Below are 19775 nucleotides of genomic sequence, written 5' to 3' on the forward strand. Positions count from 1 at the left end.
GGCGTAACAATACACCATAAGCCCTGCACTCGATCGAGTGCAGGGCTTATCCACAGTTGTGTATGCTCCATTCGACTATATTGCAAGCCATGCTGATATAGAGGCATGACATTACATGTACTTCGCCCGCAGGATATCTCCACACAGCACCTCGCCGGCACCCTGGTTAGTGAAGGGCTCATGATCGAAGTCGGTGACATCGGGTACGTCGGCGTCGATCTTTGCCGCACCCCAGCCGGCCGAGCACGACTCCTCGCATTACGATTACCCGGCGCCATCTTTATTCGCGATAGTGCGCTATGGATACATACCGGATGGCACACCTCGTCATTTGCCACCGGGCAACACGTTGCCCACACGGCAAGCACGTTGCGTGCTGATGAGATCATTACTGTTGGCGGTCAGCAAGTTACCTGTCTAGAACGAACCGCAATAGATCTGCTCATTCACGACGAAGAAAGCGGTCTGGGATACTTATGCCTGCTTATCCGCGCTGGCGCACGCCTCAGTGACGTTACCCAACACGCAGAACAGATCCATATTCACGGTATTCGTCGAGTCCGACGCCTCCTTAATCAGCTTCCACCCGATCTCGGCTTGTTGGGTGATTCGTCGAACCCGTGATCCGGTAAGCGTCATAGACTCCCTCGATCTTGCGCAGTTCGCGCAAAACCTGCTGAAGATGATGGGTATCTGCCATCTCGAATGTGAAATTAAGTCGAGCAACCCGCTCATTCGAGGTCTTCATCGAACCAGTCAGCATATTGATATCGTGCTCGGATAGGGCCCGAGTAACATCAGCCAACAGCCCCTTGCGATCCAAGGCATCAATTTGCACCTGAACGAGGAACACCCCGCCTTCAGCAGAATCAGCCCAGCCAATATCAATAAAACGATCTGGCTCCCGCTCTAAGGATTTAATATTCGTACAGTCTGAGCGATGTACCGATATGCCCTTGCCGCGGGTGATAAACCCACGAATATCGTCCGGCGGCAGCGGAGTACAACATTTAGCGAGTTTAACTAATACATCAGCGTCTTCTGCATTAGAAACAACCACTGCCGAAGAACTTGAACCAATCTGGCGATGCTGGATGCGCGTCGGCGTCACCGCCTCTGCCAGCGTCTCTTCTACCCCACGGCGCCCACCTTGTGTGGAGATAAGCCGACGAACGATCGTCTCCGCAGACAGCGCTCCCTCTCCGATTGCCGCATACAGATCGGTAATATCCGTTCGCGAGAAATCCTGAGCGACCGCTTTGAGCGTCTCGTGCGACATCAAACGGTGTACTGGCTCATTGCGCCGCCGGATAGCTTTCGCTAGCTTATCCTTGCCGTGTTCAACAGCTTCCTCTCGCCGCGATCGGGTGAACCACGACTTGATCTTCGCACGCGCACGCGGGGTGGCGACGAAATCCTGCCATCCCTGAGACGGGCCAGCATCTTCAGCCTTCGTCGTAATAATCTCAACCGTATCGCCCGATTGCAGGCGATGATCGAGCGTAACCAAGACGTCATTTACTTTTGCGCCCACCGTGCGATGCCCGACTTCGGTGTGCACCGCATAAGCAAAATCAACTGGAGTGGAGCCAGATGGTAGCTCCATCACCTCACCCTTGGGGGTAAAGACGTAGACCTGATTACCCGAGATCTCATAGCGCAAGGAATCCAAAAACTCTTTCGGATCTGCCGTCTCGCGTTGCCAATCTACCAATTGGCGCAACCACTGCAACTGCGTATCCGCTTGGGAGGTCTCGCTTGCTTTGACCGCATTGGGATTTTCCTTGTAACGCCAGTGCGCAGCCACCCCGAACTCAGCTCGACGGTGCATTTCATAGGTGCGGATCTGGATTTCTACCGTCTTTCCGCCTGGGCCCAACACCGTGGTATGAATGGACTGGTAGAGATTAAACTTTGGTGAGGCAATGTAATCCTTGATGCGCCCTTGAACCGGAACGTACAAGGAGTTCGCAATACCCAGCGCAGTGTAACAATCCTGGATCTCTTCAACGAGAACGCGCACGCCGATGAGATCATAGATATCCTCAAAATCGCGCCCTCGTAAAATCATTTTCTGATAAATCGAGTAATAATGCTTAGGGCGCCCAGAGATCGTGCACTTGAGCTTGGCATTTGCCAGCTCTCGCTCCAGCTCGGCTTTCATCTGCGCAATATACCGCTCCCGTTGCGGGGAACGCTCTTGCACCATGCGTTCAATCTCGGAATACACCGCAGGGTATAGCTGTTTGAAAGAGCGATCCTCCAGCTCCCATTTAATCGAGTTCATTCCCAGGCGATGAGCGAGTGGGGCATAGATTTCTAGCGTCTCGCGCGCCTTACGCTGGGCCGAACCAGATTCGACGTATTTCCACGTGCGTGCGTTATGCAGCCGATCCCCCAGCTTAATGAGAAGAACCCGAATATCTTTGGCCATCGCGATGACCATCTTGCGTACCGTCTCCGCTTGGGCGGCGTCGCCATACTCAACCTTATCGAGCTTCGTCACTCCATCGACAAGTAGCGCCACTGTCGGCCCAAAATCCTTAGTGAGCTGTTTCAGGGAATAGCTGGTATCTTCCACAGTATCGTGCAACAGGGCGGCCACAAGGGTATCTTCATCCATTCCCAACTCAGCCAAAATAGTTGCCACAGCAACCGGATGGGTAATGTAGGGCTCGCCTGACTTACGCTTTTGATGGGCGTGAGCGTGTTCGGCAACATCATACGCACGCAAAATCCGCTGAATATCGAGCTTTCGATTTCCTATGGCTGCCATAAGAGGCTCGACTAGCGTCGGATACTCATTCTTCCGACCAAGCCAAGAAAACCGCGAACGGATGCGCGGCTCTGAATCATGTACCGAACTGTTTTCCATGACGGGGATTATACGCCACTGTGGCCAGCACGGAACGTGCTGGCCACAGTGCGATAACTAATAGCGTCAGTATGCGATGACAGATTCAATCGGAACATCGCAGTGCTGTGCAAGATAATCGCGCCCACCGAGTTCCGTCAGCTCCAGTAACACACACAAGCCTGCCGGAATTCCGCCAGCTTGAGTGATGAGATCAAAAGCTGCTCCTGCCGTCCCGCCCGTGGCCAAGACGTCATCAATAACGAGCACCCGCATACCGTCTTCGAGGGTAAAGGGCTGAAGCTCCATACGGGCTGATCCGTACTCCAGTTCGTAGTTAATTCCCACGACTGGACCAGGCAGACGACCTGCCTTACGCACGGTAATCATGCCGATTCCCAAAGCATGTGCCAGCGGCGCGCCCAGAATAAATCCGCGCGATTCCAAACCAGCAATCGCGTCGCACTTACCGCGATAACGTTCCGCCAGGATCTCGACCAACGCGGCGAATGCCTTGCCGTCAGCAATCAGCGGCGTGATATCCCGAAACAGCACCCCACGAGCCGGAAAATCCTCTACTTCCCGCACATGAGACTTAACAAGTTCAACCGTATCTTGGGGAAAGATGGCTTCAGTGCTCATCGCTTATTCCTCTTCTTCTTTCGACGTTTCGGCTGTGCCGCCTGACCTTGATGCCCGCCGGAGACACGCACAGTGGCGATTTTACCGGAAGTCTCCTCCGCTTTCGTGCTTGTCTCGGAGCTCGACAGCTGTTGGCGAATCTCCAGCACTTCGGCGCGGTGCTGCTTGATCTTCGGATTGCGTTCGGCTAGTGCAACTGCCAGCGGAGCCGCCACGAAAATGGAGGAAATAGCCGAGAGCAACATACCCACAAACATGACCAGACCCAGGTCGCGCAGCGTCTGCGCACCCAACAGCCACACTCCGATAATCAGCACCGCCATAACCGGCAATAGACCAGTAATGGAGGTATTCAGAGAACGAATCAAGGTCTGGTTAATAGCCAGATTTGCCTTTTCGCCATACGTCATCTCGCGCTGCTGGGTCAAGCTCGCCGTATTCTCACGCACTTTATCGAAAACAACGACCGTATCGTACAGCGAATAGCCCATGATCGTCAGCAGACCAATCACCGTTGCCGGAGCGATCTCCATTCCGAGAATCCAATACACTCCCAAAGTGACGATAAAATCGTGCAGCAAAGCGCCAATCGCACCAATTGCAATCGTCCATGAGCGGAAGTAGATCATCAGGACCACTGAGATGAGGACCATGAAGATAATCATGGCTCGCACAGCCTGGGACATGATGTCCTGACCCCAGGACGGACCGATATACGTCGAAGTGACTTCCGTATCCGGCACCTGATAGGCCTGCGCTAATCCGGCTTTCACCTCTTGGGTCTTTTGATCATCAAGCTGTTCCGTTTGCACCCGAACACCCGTCGTTCCGACGGTGGAGACGCGCGGCACTGCATCGGTTGACTTCGCAACCACATCGTATGCCGGCTTATGATCGGTGATCTGCGTTCCAGAAACCGTAAACTGCGATCCTCCTCGGAACTCGATACCGAGATTCGGCTCGCGAACGACGAACGAAAGCAAGGAGATTGCTACCAGCAAGAAAGCAACCGCAAACCAGATCTTCCGCTTGCCAATAATGTCATAGGACTTGCGCCCGGAATATAGGTCATTACCAATGGAGTACACCGACATTAGTTATCAGCTCCTTCCGTGCGCGCATTCTTTGCTGCTCGGCGCAGACGTGCCCGACGCTGAGCTAAACTCTCCCCCGGACGAATGTCCTCGTCCGTTTCATTATCCGATTGTGAATCTATATGCTCAGTTTCCTCAGCACTGATTCTCTCTGCTAATTCATCGGAATCCGACGCAGTACGTACCGCAGTATCGACCTTCTCTGCTGAGGCATTTGCTGCGTTTTCGCTATCCGCACCAGTAGCAACCCGTGCTTTGGCACGCCGAGAGCGACGAGACGAGGATTCCTCACGCGATTCACCAGAAGAACTTAATCGGTAGCCACGACCACGGTAGATCGGAGTCGATTCAAGCGCCTTAGCGTCCATACCGGATCCGCGCTTGCCCTGACCAAAGTATTGAGTCTTAGCCAAGAACGTCATAACCGGATAGGTGAACATCATGACGACAACCAGATCCAAGACCGTTGTAATACCCAGCGTGAAAGCGAAACCGCGCACCGAGCCAACCGTCAGCAAATACAGGACCGCTGAGGCTACAAGATTGACGAAATCCGAAATGATAATCGTGCGCTTGGCCCGATCCCAGCCATGTTGAATAGCCGACGGAATGGAGCGGCGATCACGAATCTCATCACGGATACGCTCAAAGTAGACGATAAAGGAATCTGCTGTGACGCCGATCGAGATAATAATGCCCAGGACGCCTGCCATCGACAAACGGTATCCCATCTGCCAGGAAAGCAAACACAGCACCAGATACGACAGACCTGTGGAAAGCAAAATAGATCCGATAGCGACCACACCGAGAGCATGGTACTGCCAAATCATGTAAACAATAATGAGTGCCAGACCGACCAAACCAGCAATCAAACCAGAGTTCAATTGTTCTGAACCAAGGGTTGCCGAAATCTGTTCTTCTGACTGAACCTCAAAGTTCAACGGCAAGGAACCAAACTTGAGCTGGTTAGCCAGATTTGCGGCCTGTTCAGCAGTGAAAGATCCGGTGATCTGCGCGTTGCCGCCAGCAATCGTTGAGGAAACCCGAGCATAAGAGATCACTCGTCCATCAAGCACCATTGCGAAGGAGTTCTGCGGCTGCGTCAGCTTCGACAGGCGGGTCGTCACGTCGGAGAAAATCTTAGCGCCCTCATCATCGAAGGATAGATGCACTGCCCAGCCTCCGGTAGCCACACCTTGCTGGTTAACATCCGGCGCTGAGGTCGCCTGCGTCAAATTCGATCCCTGCAATTCTGCGGGACCCAAAATGAACTTCATATTGTTGTCGATGTTGCACCCGACGAAAGGCTGATCGGCAACGTCAAGTTCCGCGGTAGAACGCGCAGTGGGAACCGTACAATCCAGCTTATACGCCTGATAGAGGCTCTCCTCGGTCACCCAGTTCATATCGGAGGCATTTGCCGGAGTCTGAGCAGGCTTCTTATCAATCTGCCCATTACCGTTGGTATCCGCAAGCTGGCGAATGAGCTGATCTAGTTGCTCTGGGGTTACCGTCGCCGGATTAACTCCTGCGGCTTTCTCCCCGAGCTGTTTGACCGCTGCTTCCGCAGATAACGGGTGCGGATCCATGAGAGTCAGCACAGCGCGCATCCGCAATACGGCAGATGTGCGCACCAGGTCAAGAGTTTCTTGGGAAGGATGCCCCGGCAAGGAGACGATAATGTTCGAGCCGCCCTGCGCGGTAATCTCGGCTTCCGCGACACCCGTTGCATCGACTCGCTGCCGAATGACGTTGATCGCTTCGCGAATATCCTGATTCGTCACCTCTGATCCGTCAGTTGTTATCGGAGTCAAGATGATCTGTGTTCCGCCTTCCAGGTCCAATGCCAGATCCGGGGCGAAACGCGAAGTGTGCGTGGTTACTGTGCCGACAACCAAGGATGCGCCAAGCGCAATCATCAGCACAATAAGAACCACGAGCCGGCGCATAGGCTTAGGCTCACTCTGTGTTTCGTGTGAATGGGACAATACTTATTCCTTATGCCATGTCGATCGATTGCCGATTAGCGCGTGTTATTTCCAAGAGGACGTGCCATTATCATCGGAAAACGGCGAGACATTTGTTATACGACCAGAACCATGTTCCTGGGTGCTATCAGATCCGCTGTGCGTCGACGGGGCAGCAAGATCGCCTGGTTGATCCGTGCCTGCAGTATCAGATCCATTGCGAATATCGTCACGATCGGCCGCTTCTCCCTCATTGTCAGAGAAATCCGCATCCGCGACAACATCAGTATCTTCGTCGGCTACCAGCAGTTCATCCATCGTTGTTTGCGCAAGCGGGATATCCATTTGGGCCATGATAGCTGTCTTTAACCAGACAGTCTCATCACCTGATGGCGATTCCAACGTCACCGCATCACCGTCAATATCAACAATGCGCCCAAAAAATCCGGACTGGGTTACCACGTTATTGCCAATTACGAGAGCCTCACTCCGACGTTCCATCTGCTGCCGTTGTGCTTTGCGCACATTGCGCGACATGATGAAGAAAAGCACAATCATCATCGCAAGAATAATGAACATCTCAGGCACGATTAACACTCCTTGAGTTGAGGTTCGTAAATTCAGGTGTGAGCGCCGGCGCGTTCAACCCGTTAGATTCTACTCACTTTTTCGCGTATCGGAAAGAAAAGCACCGTGGAGCCAGTCACCTGCACTCTGGAGCACATCCCCTTGTATTTCGCATAACCCATGCCCGTCGGCACAAAAGCCGCAAAATCCACTCAGCAGACCACATATTTTCTCGCCGACAACCGCGATAGAAAAGCGCGCAACCTCGCAGCTGCTGATAGATTCCCCAGCAAATCTCAGTTATATTATTCGCGGCTAGCTGCCTGCCATATCAGCATCGCGATCTAGAACAGCGCATGACCTTCCGGAGGCGTCAATCCTAAATGGCGCCACGCAAGATTCGTCGCCACTCGGCCACGCGGAGATCGCACAATGAAACCCTCTCTGACCAGATAGGGTTCAGCAACGGTTTCTACCGTCTCAGCCTCTTCCCCTACCGAAACCGCCAGCGTTGTTAACCCCACCGGACCACCGTGAAAACGCCGACACAACGCTTCTAATACGGCCCGATCCAGCCGATCCAGACCCCGACTATCAACCTCAAAGACGTCAAGTGCCGCGCGGGCTGCAGCGAGATCCAACACCCCAGTTCCACGCACCTGCGCCCAATCTTGGACGCGGCGAAGCAAACGATTAGCGATTCGCGGGGTCCCGCGAGAACGGGAAGCAATTTCTATTGCCGCATCTGGATCAAGCTCCGCACTGAGTTTAATGGCATTGCGAGAGATGATGGTCGCTAAATCCGTCACGGAATAGAAATCCAAATGCGCGGTAAAGCCAAAGCGATCGCGCAGTGGAGCTGGGAGTAAACCAGCTCGGGTCGTCGCCCCAACCACGGTAAACGGAGGCAAAGGCAAGGGAATAGAGGTAGCCCCCGGGCCTTTACCAACCATCACATCAACTCGAAAATCCTCCATCGCCAGATAGAGCATCTCCTCGGCAGTGCGAGCAAGACGGTGAATTTCGTCGATAAAAAGGACATCGCCTTGCTGCAAAGACGATAGTACTGCCGCCAAATCACCCGCATGTTGAATTGCTGGACCCGAGGTTAACCGCAATGCTCCATTAACCTCGGCCGCGATAATCATGGCTAAGGTTGTCTTTCCTAACCCTGGCGGACCAGCAAGGAGCACATGATCAGCCGTTTTATCACGTTGAACTGCCGCAGCAAGAACTAACGAGAGCTGATCGCGAACTACCTCTTGACCAACAAATTCACTGAGCTGTTTTGGCCGTAACGCCGCCTCTTGGATGCGTTCGATATCGCCTGCATCGGCATCGGTAAATTCGCTCACCTATTCCTCCGCGTTCCAAGAACCTGTAATGCCGCGCGTAACATTTGCGGGGCGCTGGCGTTCGGTTGCTCCCCACGCGCCACCTCTACTGCTGCTACTGCGTCACGCTCATTCCATCCCATGCCAACTAATGCCTGCACAATATCGTCTGCCCCCGGCGCGATAGAAGCCGCGCTATCAGAACGTGGAGCGCCCAGTTTTCCACGTAATTCCAGGACCATTCGTTGTGCTGATTTCTTCCCTACGCCAGGGATACGAGTGAGAGTTGCCTCATCACCGCGCTCAATTGCACCGCGCAGCTCCTCTAACTCCAACGCGGCAAGAATTTGCAGAGCAGAACGCGGCCCAATACCAGATACCGAACGTAAAATATCGAAAGCCGTTCGCGATTCCATATCCGCAAAGCCAAAGAGCGTGATGTCATTCTCTCGGGAAATCACCATCGAGGTGTACACCAAAGATTCCTCACCGACGCGCAAAGCTGCCAGCGTGGCCGGAGCAGCAAGAAACATCATGCCCACCCCACCGGCTTCAATAACGGCGTGGGTCGTCGTCACCAAGAGGACCGGGCCGCGTAGTGAAGCAATCATAGGACTCCCTTTCGAACATCTGTTTGAATTCTAGCTAGTGATGTTCGCAAAGCACAATACGACAAGCCATCACTAACAATTGAGATATTCCTCAAGACCATGATCGCCCGCCTGCGCACTACCTTATCTGCCAGTTTTCCGATGCCCCTCAGCAGGTTTCTTCGGCTCGACAGCCCCATGACGACGCGACATGCGTTCAGCTCGCGCCCACATCTTCTGAGCCGGAGTTAAATCGCTGCCTTCAGAACGCGGCAACATCCCTGCTCCGCCATGTTGGGAACGATCCGTACTTTCCAAATGGTCAGCTCCCCCACGCCACGCATGGCAAATAGCGATTGCCAAAGCATCTGCTGCATCCTTTGGACGCGGCGGCTTATCTAGACCAAGGACTCGCTGAACCATGTGCTGCACTTGTGCTTTTTCCGCTCGCCCGCTCCCCGTCACAGCGGCTTTTACTTCCGAAGGGGTATGCATCCCTAATGGCAAACCAGCTCGCGCGGCAGCTAACATGACGATGCCTGCTACTTGGGCGGTACCCGTCACCGAGCGCACATTTTCCTGGGCAAAGACCCGCTCTACCGCAATAACATCCGGCTTGTGAGACGCAATGGCTGCCTCAATAGCCTCCGAAATCATCAATAGACGCTGATGTGGCGCGAGTTCTGGTTGACTGCGCGCCACATCGACACTCACCATGGTGACTCGACGCCCGCCGCTAGCATCCACGACACCGATACCGCAGCGGGTCAGCCCTGGGTCAACCCCCATGATGCGCATTTAGTTATCCTCTAACTAGTTATCCTCTGACTCCAATGCCTCCATCACATCGGCAGGAATATCGACATTAGAGTACACATTTTGGATGTCATCAATATCTTCTAATGCGTCAAGCAGCTTGAGAACTTTGCGTGCCGTTTCCAGATCCGCCGTCACTTTAACAGAGGGAACGAATTGGACTTCTGCGGAATTGTAATCAACTCCAGCATCTTGGAGCGCCGTCCGTACGCCAACAACGTCATTCGGCTCAGAAATAATCTCGAAGACCTCGCCTTCGTTGCTGATCTCTTCTGCTCCCGCATCCAAAACCGCCATCAGGAGATCGTCTTCATCGTTACCTTCGGCGCTAACTTCAACTACTCCCTTACGGGTAAACATGTAGGACACGGAACCAGGATCAGCCAGCGTCCCCCCATTGCGGGTCAATCCAACGCGCACATCCGACGCGGCGCGGTTGCGATTATCTGTCAGACATTCGAGCAGAATGGCAACACCGCCAGGGCCATACCCTTCATACATAATCGACTCGTAGTTGACGACCTCGCCACCTTCACCCGAACCACGCTTAACTGCGCGCTGGATATTTTCATTGGGCACAGAATTCTTCTTAGCCTTCTGAATAGCGTCAAACAACGTCGGATTACCAGCCGGATCACCGCCACCTGTACGCGCTGCGACTTCAATATTCTTAATCAAACGAGCGAACAGCTTGCCGCGTTTGGCATCGATTGCTGCCTTCTTGTGCTTCGTCGTTGCCCATTTAGAATGTCCTGACACGAAAACTCCCTTCGTTTCTACTGGAGTATTGTACAAGTTTTATGTCGTTGCCCTGGTACTACTTCCTTCTGTGGCGTAGCGCAAAATTCCATCCCAACCGGCAGACCAGTGACGAGCCATATCCGCTAATCCCACTGGATATACTAGCGTTCCTTGCCGTGCGATGACCGCCAGTTCTGCCACATCCCACCAGCGAAAATCATCGAGAACCTCTTGCTCTAGTGCAGTCCAATTCACATTTGCTTGCTCATCAATGATGCGTTGCTCGGCGGCGGTGATATGGCAGATGAAAAATAATTCATCTTGTTTACGGGTTATTCGTGCAAATTCGAATGTGGAACGTCGATCCAGCACCGGGCCGACAAGCCGCTGAGGATCAAGGACTAATCCGGTTTCTTCCGCCAGTTCACGGCACGCTGCACTGCGATGATCTTCCTGATCGAGTAATCCGCCTCCGGGGGTGAACCACCAGCGGTGCTCCACGTCGTCACCGTCATGCCCCCATATGAGGAAGATCTGCCCTTCGGGGTTAAAAAGCACACATCGTGCCGCCTGGCGATGCGGAAAACCGTCTGTATCCAACGGCCATTCTTCCTCGTAATCATCAGCAGGTGCAGCAACTGCGGGAGGATTGTGCGGCAATGAGCCTGAGGGCGCATGATTGAGCTGGATGCCGGAATCCGGGCTCTCATTCGTCATCGAGATTCACCGTCCGAGGTTCTGGCGCATTGCCGGCAAGGCGCAATACCCGAACCAATTTTGATTTGCGCACCCGTCGGGCTTGCGCCACGTGATTATTGTGGAATCGGCGCGTCATTTGGACTGCCACCCGACGTTGATTCAGCTCAGTAATCGCTGGATCATCTCGCTCGTTATCGGCCAATTCGTCAACGGTATAACGCAGTGCCCGACTCAGCTCAGATTCTAAAACTAAACGATCTGGCATATCTGCCGATTGCGTGGGCGGTGCATAGGTGTTACTCGATATGCCGTTCATCGACGGGGATTCGCAATACCGTCCATCTGATACCGAAACCGACGAATCCGACGCTGGGTTTCGTCGGCCACGCCGCTTCCCATAGCCATCCCCATTCGGAGCCAGTGACGACACAGCATCTACCGGGCGTACCGCCAGCGCTTCCAACCCATCGTCAACTATCGGATAGCCAGCCGCCAACAAGGCATTATTCGCCACGTCAGCTAACAACACAGAGCTAGCCATATCCAGTTGCCCCGAGGTCGCCACCCGCACCGCCGCCTGCGCACGGTCCACTAATGCCCGCTCCAAAGACACCCGCGATTTCGTCACATTCTTGTGAATAATATCGAGCGATCGGGCCCGCAAGGTTGCAACCAGCACAATGATGATGAGCGCTATCCCCAGGAGAATTACCGGCACATACCACCAGCTCATTCGTCAATCACCTGCACTTTATCCATCCGAATCGCGGTTTCATAGACGGAGAAGATGTGGGAGGCAACCGTCCCCCAATCGTAGCGCCAGGCAGCTTGCGCGGCTCGACGCGCGACCTCGTTACGCCGTTGCACATCCGCTAGCGACTCGCATACCACCCGAGCCAGATCATCGGGATTGTCATTGGCAAAATGTGCCCCGAATTCACCGTCATTTAACACGGCTCGGAACGCCGGAATATCCGAAGCAATCACAAATGCTCCGGCACTCATCGCCTCAACGAGGATAATGCCGAAAGATTCCCCGCCGGTATTCGGCGCTAAATAGGCATCGACAGAACCGAGCAGCAATGCCTTATCCGCATCCGATACCGGCCCCAGGAAAGTCACCGCCTGTGCATGTGGACCAAACATCTCCCGCGCGGCTTCTTCATCCCCTTTACCGGCAACAAAAAGCCGCACCCCAGGAAAACGCTGACGAATCTGAGCGAAAGCGCCAGCCACAACCGGCAAGCCTTTCCGCGGTTCATCTAAGCGCCCTAAAAAGGCCAAAGTAGGATGTTCTGCGCTGCCGGTAAAGCGGTCGTCACGATGGCCAATCGCAAGATCTGCGACAAAAACCCCGTTAGGGATCACCCATGCGTCCCCACCTAAATGCTGTACGGCGGTGCGTCGGGCTTCTTCAGATACTGCAATACGGGCCTGGATCTTATCGAGAATAGGAACGACGAACGGTGAGGCGATGGAGAGCATCCGAGAACGGTCCATTGCCGTGTGAAAGGTAGAAACAACCGGGCAATCAGCGCTCATCAACGCCAGCATCGATACTGACGGGGAGAACGGTTCGTGCACATGCAAGACGTCGAAGTCGTATTCGCGCAGCCATCGCCGCACTGAACGATTGACTTTCGGACCGAAAGCCAGCCGGGCCACCGAGCCATTATATCGGATTGGTAGTGCCGCCCCGACAGGATAAACAAAGGGCTCCTCTGGCTGGTTTTCGGCTGGCGCGATAACTGATACGTCATGACCGCGGGCTATGAGTTCTTTCGCAAGATCGCGACAGTGATACTGCACGCCACCGGCAACATCCCAGGAATATCCGCAGGCGATTCCGATTTTCATGCTAGCTCCTTGCGAGATGTCATCCGAGCTCGTGCTAAGCGCTGCGGATCGAGGTCATCAACAAATACCTTTTGAAGCATATGCCAATCTGTTACATGCGCAATAAGTAGCGGGGTGATCTGATCCATCCATTCTTGATTCATCCGAATCAGATCCGCTTCACGTTCCTGCTCACTGGCCTGCGGGCCAACACCCGGATAAATTGGTTCACCGATGATGGCACAGCCACCATAGTGCCCGCCGGCCTGAGCCACCCGCGAACGATCAGCACGGAAGTCTTCATTCACAATAGTAACTGGGAACATTGGCTGACCGCTGCGTTGCGCCAGCAGTGCGGCTCCCACGGCAATGCGCGCCTGATGCCCGCATATATTCACCTCTACACCGCTGGCTGATAAATCGCGATCACATAGTAAAGGTACGAAGGCTGTTCCGGCTGCCATATCCGATAGCAAGCCTCGCATAGCCCCACCCCCAGTAGGGTAAATCGTCATTCCTAAGGAGCGACGAAAATCCAAAAACATCCGCGCTAACTCTGCCACTGGAAGTTTTTCCGCAATGGAATGTACTGGTGCAAGATTGCGGTTCGCCCACGCTCCCGCTAAATCCCAATTTCCCAGGTGAAGTAGGGCTGCCGAGCAGGAACGTCCGGTTTCCAAATGAGCAATAAGTTTCGTGGCGTCTACCGCACGGAACCGCGCATCAATTTGCTCCGGGCGCAAATATGGCAAGGCAAAGACCTCGTAGTAATAGTCCAGGTATGAGCGCATGGCACGTGCCGAACGGACGTGCTCTGCCCACACTGATCCTAGCGGGACAATTCGTTGCAAATTAGCCCGCAGTTGACGCGCCCCTCGGATATGTGAAAATCCGAGCACTCGCCCGATCCCACGAAACACACCTCGGGCTATCGGCTCAGGAGTGACTTTAACGAACCGATCCGCGACTCGAAAGAGACGCACAATCACGCGTCGCCAGCTTCCTTCATCTGCCGATAGACGTATGCCATCCGCTGAATCACTGTAATGAGGGCGAATACTCCCAACAGCCACAATCCGACAGCCATCACAATATGTGGCAGCCCTACCCCAACGAGAACGACGATAACTAAGGCAGCAATGAGCCTATCTGCTCGTTCCGCTAAACCGACCGACGCGGAGTATCCCACTCCTTCTGCTCGCGCCCGAGCATAAGGCACTACCGATCCGGCAACCAGCGAAAGCAATGCGCCCGAAATAACCGCTGCTCGGACAGTATGATCGGCGTGGAAATATCCCCACATAGCTAAGGCCGCAAAGATTGCGCCATCTGAGATACGATCCATCGTCGAATCCAGGAAAGCGCCCCACTTCGACGACGTATTCGTCATCCGTGCCATTTGCCCGTCAAGGTTATCGAAGATGACGAGAATCGTCGTGATGATCGCTCCTGGAATCAGCCATCCCAGAGGAAAACACACCAAGGCCGCAATGGCCGAGGCCAGCCCGCCAACAACCGTCATCACGTTGGCGCTGACCCCCATCCGCACGAAAAACCGAGCGAATGGCCCGAATAGGATCTGAGCGAGCGGGCGTCCACTTCGCGATAGCATATCCCCTCCGTCTTGTGATTGGCGTGCGTTAGCTAGGATCTAATGTCGATCTACTGGTTGGCATGCGTTTCGATAGCCGTGACGATCCGCTCAATAGCTTCGTCAACTGGTACGCCGTTATCTTGCGAACCATCACGCATTCGGAAGCTCACTGCCCCGGCTGCTTCATCTTCCCCGCCAGCAATCAGCGTGAAAGGAATCTTTTCTTTCGACGCATTGCGAATCTTCTTCGGGAAGCGATCGTCGCTATCATCGACTTCAACGCGAACACCGCGTTCTCGTAGCCGCTGGGCGATCTGTTCAAGGTAGTCAACAAAAACGTCTGCCACCGGAATACAACGGACCTGCACAGGCGCCAGCCAGGCTGGGAAAGCACCTGCATAATGCTCGGTCATCACACCAAAGAACCGCTCAATCGAGCCAAACAGTGCCCGATGAATCATCACTGGGCGCTGCCGCGTTCCATCTGCTGCGGTATATTCCAGTTCGAAGCGCTCAGGCAAGTTGAAATCGAGTTGGATGGTGGACATCTGCCAGGTGCGCCCGAGGGCGTCGCGTGCCTGAACTGAAACTTTCGGACCATAGAAAGCCGCTCCCTCTGGATCGGGAACGAGCTCTAAGCCGGATTCGCGGCATACTTCATCGAGGATCCGCGTTGCTTCTTCCCAGGTGGCGTCATCCCCGACGTATTTCTTCGGATCTTTCGTTGACAGCTCGAGGTAAAAGTCATCTAACCCATAATCCGACAACAGGGATAGCACGAAGCCCAGCAAGCTGCGCAGTTCGTCTTTCATTTGCTCTCGGGTGCAATAAATATGGGCATCATCTTGGGTGAACCCACGGGTGCGCGTCAGACCGTGCACCACACCTGATTTTTCGTTGCGGTAACAGGTACCAAACTCGAACAGTCGCAGCGGCAACTCTCGATAGGAGCGCCCGCGCGAGCGGAAGATGAGATTGTGCATCGGGCAGTTCATCGGTTTGAGGTAATAATCCTGACCTTGTTTGGTGATATTGCCGTGCTCGTCTCGTTCCTCATCCATCTGCATGGGCGGGTACATGCCGTCAGCATAGAAATCCAGATGCCCGGAGATCTCGTACAAGTGCGCCTTGGTAATGTGGGGGGTGTAGACGAAAGAGTATCCACTAGCCAGATGGCGTTCCCGTGAATAGTTCTCCATCAACATACGAATTAAACCGCCGCGCGGATGGAAGATATTAAGACCGGAACCGATCTCGTCTGGGAAGGAGAATAGATCCAGCTCTGCTCCCAGCCTGCGATGATCTCGCCGCTGCGCTTCAGCAATGCGCTCCTGATAGGCCTGCAGTTCCTCTTTCGATGGCCATGCCGTTCCGTAGATTCGCTGCAGGGAATCTTTCGACTGATCCCCGCGCCAGTATGCTGCTGAGGAACGGGTCAATGCGAATCCGTTACCGATGTATTTGGTTGACGGCAGGTGCGGACCACGGCATAGATCAGTCCACACGACCTCACCGCGACGATTGACGTTGTCATACATCGTCAACTGCCCGCCGCCAACTTCCACTGAGGCGCCTTGGGCTGCTTGATCGTTATCTTTATCGCTTCCGCCTTTGAGATCAATCAGTTCGAGCTTGTAGGGCTGGTTGGCTAATTCGTGGCGGGCTTCCTCATCACTGATTGGACGGCGCACAAAACGCTGCCCTTCTTTAATAATGCGCTTCATATCCTTTTCGAGCTTCTTAAGTAGCTCTGGAGTAACCGCGTCGATATTGCCAAAGTCGTAGTAAAAACCGTCGGTGATAAAGGGACCAATCCCTAGGTTTACCTCCGGGAACATATTTTGAACAGCCTGAGCCAGGACGTGCGTGGCGGAATGACGCAAAATGTTTAATCCGTCTGGTTCGCTGATACTGACGCCTTCAACGTGCGCTCCCGGTGGAAGGGACGTCAGCTCTGTTGCTAAATCCCGCAGTTCGCCGTTAACGCGCAGGGCAATAATCTCCCGCGCTGAAGCGAAATACTCAATGCCGCTGATCGGCTCGCTAATTTCCGATTCAGCGCCATCAATGACGAGACGTGGCATGGATGCTCCCTTCACAATGACACGCGGACATCGCGCTCGGTTTCCATCATACCCGGCAAAGCACATTGACCTGCTCGGCGCTTATGTGAAGCGGGGCATAACCGCTCCGTGTAGGATTTCGGCTATGGCATTAAGTGTTTTCGATCTGTTCAAGATTGGTATTGGCCCCTCATCCTCGCACACCGTGGGGCCAATGCGTGCAGCACAACGTTTCGCTCGTGAGCTGCCTGGTTCAACGACCGCAGTCATCTGCACCCTCTACGGTTCGCTCGGTGCGACGGGAATCGGGCACGGCACAGATAAAGCCGTCATCCTTGGGCTAATGGGCAACGATCCCGCCCAGATTGATCCCGATGATGTGCAAGAACACATGGCGAAGGTCCAGCGCACACATCGCCTGGGATTAGCAACCCGTGAGGGAATGCGCGAGATCGCTTTTGAACCGGCACGCGATATTGTGCTCAATGGGCGAACTGAGCTACCAGGTCATCCCAACGGTCTGACCTTCCAGGCATATTCCGACGGTGCGCTTATCGCCGAGCAGACCTACTACTCCGTTGGCGGTGGATTTGTCGTCTGCGCCCAGGATGCCGATAAAAGTATCGAACCAACTGCGAATTTGCCGTATCCCTTTTCTAACGCGGCGGATCTCGTCACGATTTGCACTGAAACCGGGATGTCCATTGCCGATGTTGCGTATGCCAATGAGCGCGCCTTGCACAGCGACGCGGAAATATCGGCCGGTTTAGATGCCATTTGGGATGTTATGCAAGAGTGCGTGCGCAAAGGCTGTGAACGGCAGGGTCTTCTTCCGGGCGGTTTGCATGTGTTGCGCCGTGCTCCGCAGTTGTATCGCACACTCAGTACCGACGCAGACGCCGCCGATCCGTTGCGGGCGATGGATTGGATCACCCTCTACGCACTCGCTGTCAATGAGGAAAATGCGGGCGGAGGGCGCGTAGTAACGGCGCCAACTAATGGTGCTGCCGGTATTATCCCAGCGGTGTTGCACTACTGCCGAGATTTTGTTGCCGGTTTTGATATTGACGCTGTCCACACATTTTTGTTGACTGCTGGCGCAATTGGCATGATCTTCAAGACAACAGCGTCTATCTCTGGTGCCGAGGTGGGCTGCCAGGGTGAAGTTGGGTCGGCATGTTCGATGGCAGCGGCAGGGCTTGCAGCGGTTCGCGGTGGAACGGTCTTGCAGGTGGAAAATGCCGCTGAAATCGCCATGGAACATAATCTTGGCTTGACGTGTGATCCAGTGGGCGGGCTGGTGCAAGTTCCCTGTATTGAACGCAATGCTATTGCCGCAATTAAGGCGGTTGCGGCGGCTCGGACGGCTCTGCGCGGCAACGGATCTCATGTGGTTTCTCTGGATTCCGTCATCGCGACAATGCGGGAAACTGGTAAAGATATGCAAGCAAAATACAAGGAAACTGCTCTGGGCGGTCTTGCCGTGCATGTGGGCGTGGGGGTAAATATCGTCGAGTGTTAAAGCTATTTACCTGCAATACGCTCAACCGTTAGCGGGCAATAGCGCCGCAGCACCGACGGTGCTCAAAGACGAAAACCACCATCCAAAGGCAATGCCGCAAGGTTAAAGGGAATACTACTCGTATCACTGTTACATTCTCCGGTTGGGTGAGGCAGGTCAGACATTTTACCTGCCTCACCCAACCGCGATACCGTGCTGTACGAGTGCACGAACTGCTACAGTGCTTTCCGCGATGCTGGTCCTGCGCCCCTCCCCCGTAATAGACCCAGCAAAATTGAAGAGCTAATATCTTGGGCCGCAACACTCTCAATGTCTACCCTCGCCGCTTTCAATGCCCGCCCTCGCCTGCAATATCAATAAAACACAGAACACGGATCGGGGTATTTAACAATCCTCGCTCACAGAGTGTCAAATCCTCGCGGCACGCCGATTACAGCGCCTGTTTTTCTCCGCTATCACGCCGGAAAATCCAAAATAGCAACACGTTCTTTCTTGTATCCCTCCGACGAGTTCCCTTAACGGTTTCCAAAGAGCTCTTGACGCTTTGATCTTTAACCCAAAAATCACCTGTCGGAGCAACACATTCTGTCCGACTAGTTAGTTGACCACCACCAACTAACACACCGACTTTCCCGCACCAGGCCAACGAAAGCCGAAAATAGCAACACCTCGTGTCCTATAACTCAAAATAGCAACACCTCGTGCCCTATATCCCACAAACATTTGTCAGAGCAACACATTTCTGCCCTATAACCCCATTTTGTATGGGCAGAGGGCTACAGGGCATTTGGGGGGTTATAGAACATTGTGCGCGGGCGGGTTTTAGCCCCAGGGGTCTGGTAGGGTCTGGCTACCAGACCAGAACAAAAGGCAAACAAAAAATCCCCCGACATATCGAGGGATATCTAGTGGGCGATACTGGGATCGAACCAGTGACCTCTTCCGTGTCAAGGAAGCGCGCTACCGCTGCGCCAATCGCCCGGACTTTCGAGGTGGGTACGGGATTCGAACCCGTGTATACGGCTTTGCAGGCCGCTGCCTCTCCTCTCGGCCAACCCACCGCGGGTTAGTGCGGATCGCATGGACCACACTGTGGCCGTCGAGCGGATGACGGGGCTCGGACCCGCGACCTTCACCTTGGCAAGGTGACGCTCTACCAACTGAGCTACATCCGCATTCGTTCTTTCAGTTCGAACGCTTGACTAATATAGCCAGCCGGAGCGCCCGTTGTCTAATCGAAAAACATGACCTGCGCCACGTCTAGTTTTATTTGCGCTAGACGCGTCCTCTCAGCTATCCTCATTGGGCATACATGTGCAATATTTAGCGGGCGATTAGCGCAGCGGTAGCGCGCTTCCTTCACACGGAAGAGGTCACTGGTTCGATCCCAGTATCGCCCACCACATTTTTCATCTTTGCATTTTGCAATAACTTCTCACTCATTCACCGCTATTCA

Annotated in this window: 17 protein-coding genes and 4 tRNA genes; 3 read left to right on the plus strand and 18 right to left on the minus strand. The window is 54.1% G+C overall.

Annotated elements, in window-relative coordinates; all coding sequences use genetic code 11:
• Window positions 1-105: 105 nt before the first annotated feature.
• A complete protein-coding gene (locus ACLHIJ_RS02505; RefSeq protein WP_411296270.1) occupies window positions 106-624 on the plus strand; it encodes a hypothetical protein in 519 nt (172 codons plus the stop codon).
• Here the strand turns inward: ACLHIJ_RS02505 and ACLHIJ_RS02510 are convergent.
• The 15 genes from ACLHIJ_RS02510 to thrS form a co-directional block, all read right to left on the minus strand.
• Entirely contained in the window at window positions 572-2875 is a 2304-nt protein-coding gene (locus ACLHIJ_RS02510) for a RelA/SpoT family protein (RefSeq protein ID WP_411296269.1), read from the minus strand. The genes ACLHIJ_RS02505 and ACLHIJ_RS02510 overlap by 53 nt on opposite strands.
• A 66-nt stretch (window positions 2876-2941) precedes the next feature.
• On the minus strand, window positions 2942-3496 hold the full coding sequence (locus tag ACLHIJ_RS02515) for an adenine phosphoribosyltransferase (RefSeq protein ID WP_411297537.1): 555 nt from the start codon (window positions 3494-3496) through the stop codon (window positions 2942-2944).
• Window positions 3493-4590, minus strand: a complete 1098-nt coding sequence (gene secF, locus ACLHIJ_RS02520; RefSeq protein ID WP_411297538.1) for a protein translocase subunit SecF — start codon at window positions 4588-4590, stop codon at window positions 3493-3495. The genes ACLHIJ_RS02515 and secF overlap by 4 nt, the downstream gene beginning before the upstream one ends.
• Window positions 4590-6539 (minus strand): protein translocase subunit SecD, encoded by a 1950-nt coding sequence (secD, locus tag ACLHIJ_RS02525; RefSeq protein ID WP_411298406.1) that lies wholly within the window; start codon window positions 6537-6539, stop codon window positions 4590-4592. Before secD ends, secF begins: the two co-directional genes overlap by 1 nt.
• Before the next feature lie 84 nt (window positions 6540-6623).
• Complete coding sequence (gene yajC / locus ACLHIJ_RS02530) at window positions 6624-7136, minus strand: preprotein translocase subunit YajC (RefSeq protein WP_411298450.1); 513 nt, start codon at window positions 7134-7136, stop codon at window positions 6624-6626.
• Window positions 7137-7468: 332 nt separating this feature from the next.
• Window positions 7469-8479 carry a Holliday junction branch migration DNA helicase RuvB gene (ruvB, locus tag ACLHIJ_RS02535; RefSeq protein WP_411297540.1) on the minus strand — a complete coding sequence of 337 codons (1011 nt, stop codon included), beginning with the start codon at window positions 8477-8479 and terminating at the stop codon, window positions 7469-7471.
• Window positions 8476-9069 carry a Holliday junction branch migration protein RuvA gene (gene ruvA, locus ACLHIJ_RS02540; RefSeq protein WP_411298407.1) on the minus strand — a complete coding sequence of 198 codons (594 nt, stop codon included), beginning with the start codon at window positions 9067-9069 and terminating at the stop codon, window positions 8476-8478. Before ruvA ends, ruvB begins: the two co-directional genes overlap by 4 nt.
• A 123-nt stretch (window positions 9070-9192) precedes the next feature.
• Window positions 9193-9846, minus strand: coding sequence for a crossover junction endodeoxyribonuclease RuvC (gene ruvC, locus ACLHIJ_RS02545; RefSeq protein ID WP_411297542.1), 654 nt, complete (start codon window positions 9844-9846; stop codon window positions 9193-9195).
• Window positions 9847-9861: 15 nt separating this feature from the next.
• Complete coding sequence (locus ACLHIJ_RS02550; protein ID WP_411297543.1) at window positions 9862-10623, minus strand: YebC/PmpR family DNA-binding transcriptional regulator; 762 nt, start codon at window positions 10621-10623, stop codon at window positions 9862-9864.
• Window positions 10624-10662: 39 nt separating this feature from the next.
• Complete coding sequence (locus tag ACLHIJ_RS02555; RefSeq protein ID WP_411298408.1) at window positions 10663-11322, minus strand: NUDIX hydrolase; 660 nt, start codon at window positions 11320-11322, stop codon at window positions 10663-10665.
• Entirely contained in the window at window positions 11312-12037 is a 726-nt protein-coding gene (locus ACLHIJ_RS02560) for a hypothetical protein (protein WP_411298409.1), read from the minus strand. Before ACLHIJ_RS02560 ends, ACLHIJ_RS02555 begins: the two co-directional genes overlap by 11 nt.
• The gene (locus ACLHIJ_RS02565) at window positions 12034-13161 is read right to left on the minus strand and encodes a glycosyltransferase family 4 protein (RefSeq protein WP_411298410.1); all 1128 of its coding nucleotides are present in this window, start codon (window positions 13159-13161) and stop codon (window positions 12034-12036) included. Before ACLHIJ_RS02565 ends, ACLHIJ_RS02560 begins: the two co-directional genes overlap by 4 nt.
• A complete protein-coding gene (locus ACLHIJ_RS02570; RefSeq protein WP_411298411.1) occupies window positions 13158-14129 on the minus strand; it encodes a phosphatidylinositol mannoside acyltransferase in 972 nt (323 codons plus the stop codon). Before ACLHIJ_RS02570 ends, ACLHIJ_RS02565 begins: the two co-directional genes overlap by 4 nt.
• The gene (gene pgsA, locus ACLHIJ_RS02575; RefSeq protein WP_411297548.1) at window positions 14126-14752 is read right to left on the minus strand and encodes a phosphatidylinositol phosphate synthase; all 627 of its coding nucleotides are present in this window, start codon (window positions 14750-14752) and stop codon (window positions 14126-14128) included. Before pgsA ends, ACLHIJ_RS02570 begins: the two co-directional genes overlap by 4 nt.
• A gap of 50 nt (window positions 14753-14802) precedes the next feature.
• Entirely contained in the window at window positions 14803-16818 is a 2016-nt protein-coding gene (thrS, locus tag ACLHIJ_RS02580) for a threonine--tRNA ligase (RefSeq protein ID WP_411298412.1), read from the minus strand.
• 124 nt (window positions 16819-16942) lie between these two features.
• Here thrS and ACLHIJ_RS02585 point away from each other — a divergent pair, with 124 nt between their 5' ends.
• Window positions 16943-18319, plus strand: a complete 1377-nt coding sequence (locus ACLHIJ_RS02585) for an L-serine ammonia-lyase (RefSeq protein ID WP_411298413.1) — start codon at window positions 16943-16945, stop codon at window positions 18317-18319.
• A 909-nt stretch (window positions 18320-19228) separates the two neighbouring features.
• Here the strand turns inward: ACLHIJ_RS02585 and ACLHIJ_RS02590 are convergent.
• From ACLHIJ_RS02590 to ACLHIJ_RS02600, 3 genes are all read right to left on the minus strand, one after another.
• Window positions 19229-19300, minus strand: a tRNA-Val gene (locus ACLHIJ_RS02590).
• A 9-nt stretch (window positions 19301-19309) separates the two neighbouring features.
• A tRNA-Cys gene (locus ACLHIJ_RS02595) sits at window positions 19310-19380 on the minus strand.
• Between the two features lie 41 nt (window positions 19381-19421).
• Window positions 19422-19494 (minus strand) — tRNA-Gly (locus ACLHIJ_RS02600).
• 153 nt (window positions 19495-19647) lie between these two features.
• Between ACLHIJ_RS02600 and ACLHIJ_RS02605 the strand changes: the two genes are divergently transcribed.
• Window positions 19648-19722 (plus strand) — tRNA-Val (locus tag ACLHIJ_RS02605).
• Window positions 19723-19775 lie beyond the last annotated feature (53 nt).

The organism is Trueperella sp. LYQ141 (genome assembly GCF_046599555.1).
Lineage (GTDB): Bacteria > Actinomycetota > Actinomycetes > Actinomycetales > Actinomycetaceae > Trueperella.

Coding starts and splice junctions, on each gene's coding strand:
- yajC (WP_411298450.1), bottom strand. CDS start 7,136: ATGTTCATTATTCTTGCGATGATGATTGTGCTTTTCTTCATCATGTCG.
- secD (WP_411298406.1), bottom strand. CDS start 6,539: ATGCGCCGGCTCGTGGTTCTTATTGTGCTGATGATTGCGCTTGGCGCA.
- ACLHIJ_RS02555 (WP_411298408.1), bottom strand. CDS start 11,322: ATGACGAATGAGAGCCCGGATTCCGGCATCCAGCTCAATCATGCGCCC.
- ACLHIJ_RS02515 (WP_411297537.1), bottom strand. CDS start 3,496: ATGAGCACTGAAGCCATCTTTCCCCAAGATACGGTTGAACTTGTTAAG.
- ruvA (WP_411298407.1), bottom strand. CDS start 9,069: ATGATTGCTTCACTACGCGGCCCGGTCCTCTTGGTGACGACGACCCAC.
- ACLHIJ_RS02560 (WP_411298409.1), bottom strand. CDS start 12,037: ATGAGCTGGTGGTATGTGCCGGTAATTCTCCTGGGGATAGCGCTCATC.
- ACLHIJ_RS02505 (WP_411296270.1), top strand. CDS start 106: ATGACATTACATGTACTTCGCCCGCAGGATATCTCCACACAGCACCTC.
- ruvC (WP_411297542.1), bottom strand. CDS start 9,846: ATGCGCATCATGGGGGTTGACCCAGGGCTGACCCGCTGCGGTATCGGT.
- ACLHIJ_RS02565 (WP_411298410.1), bottom strand. CDS start 13,161: ATGAAAATCGGAATCGCCTGCGGATATTCCTGGGATGTTGCCGGTGGC.
- ACLHIJ_RS02585 (WP_411298413.1), top strand. CDS start 16,943: ATGGCATTAAGTGTTTTCGATCTGTTCAAGATTGGTATTGGCCCCTCA.
- secF (WP_411297538.1), bottom strand. CDS start 4,590: ATGTCGGTGTACTCCATTGGTAATGACCTATATTCCGGGCGCAAGTCC.
- ACLHIJ_RS02510 (WP_411296269.1), bottom strand. CDS start 2,875: ATGGAAAACAGTTCGGTACATGATTCAGAGCCGCGCATCCGTTCGCGG.
- pgsA (WP_411297548.1), bottom strand. CDS start 14,752: ATGCTATCGCGAAGTGGACGCCCGCTCGCTCAGATCCTATTCGGGCCA.
- thrS (WP_411298412.1), bottom strand. CDS start 16,818: ATGCCACGTCTCGTCATTGATGGCGCTGAATCGGAAATTAGCGAGCCG.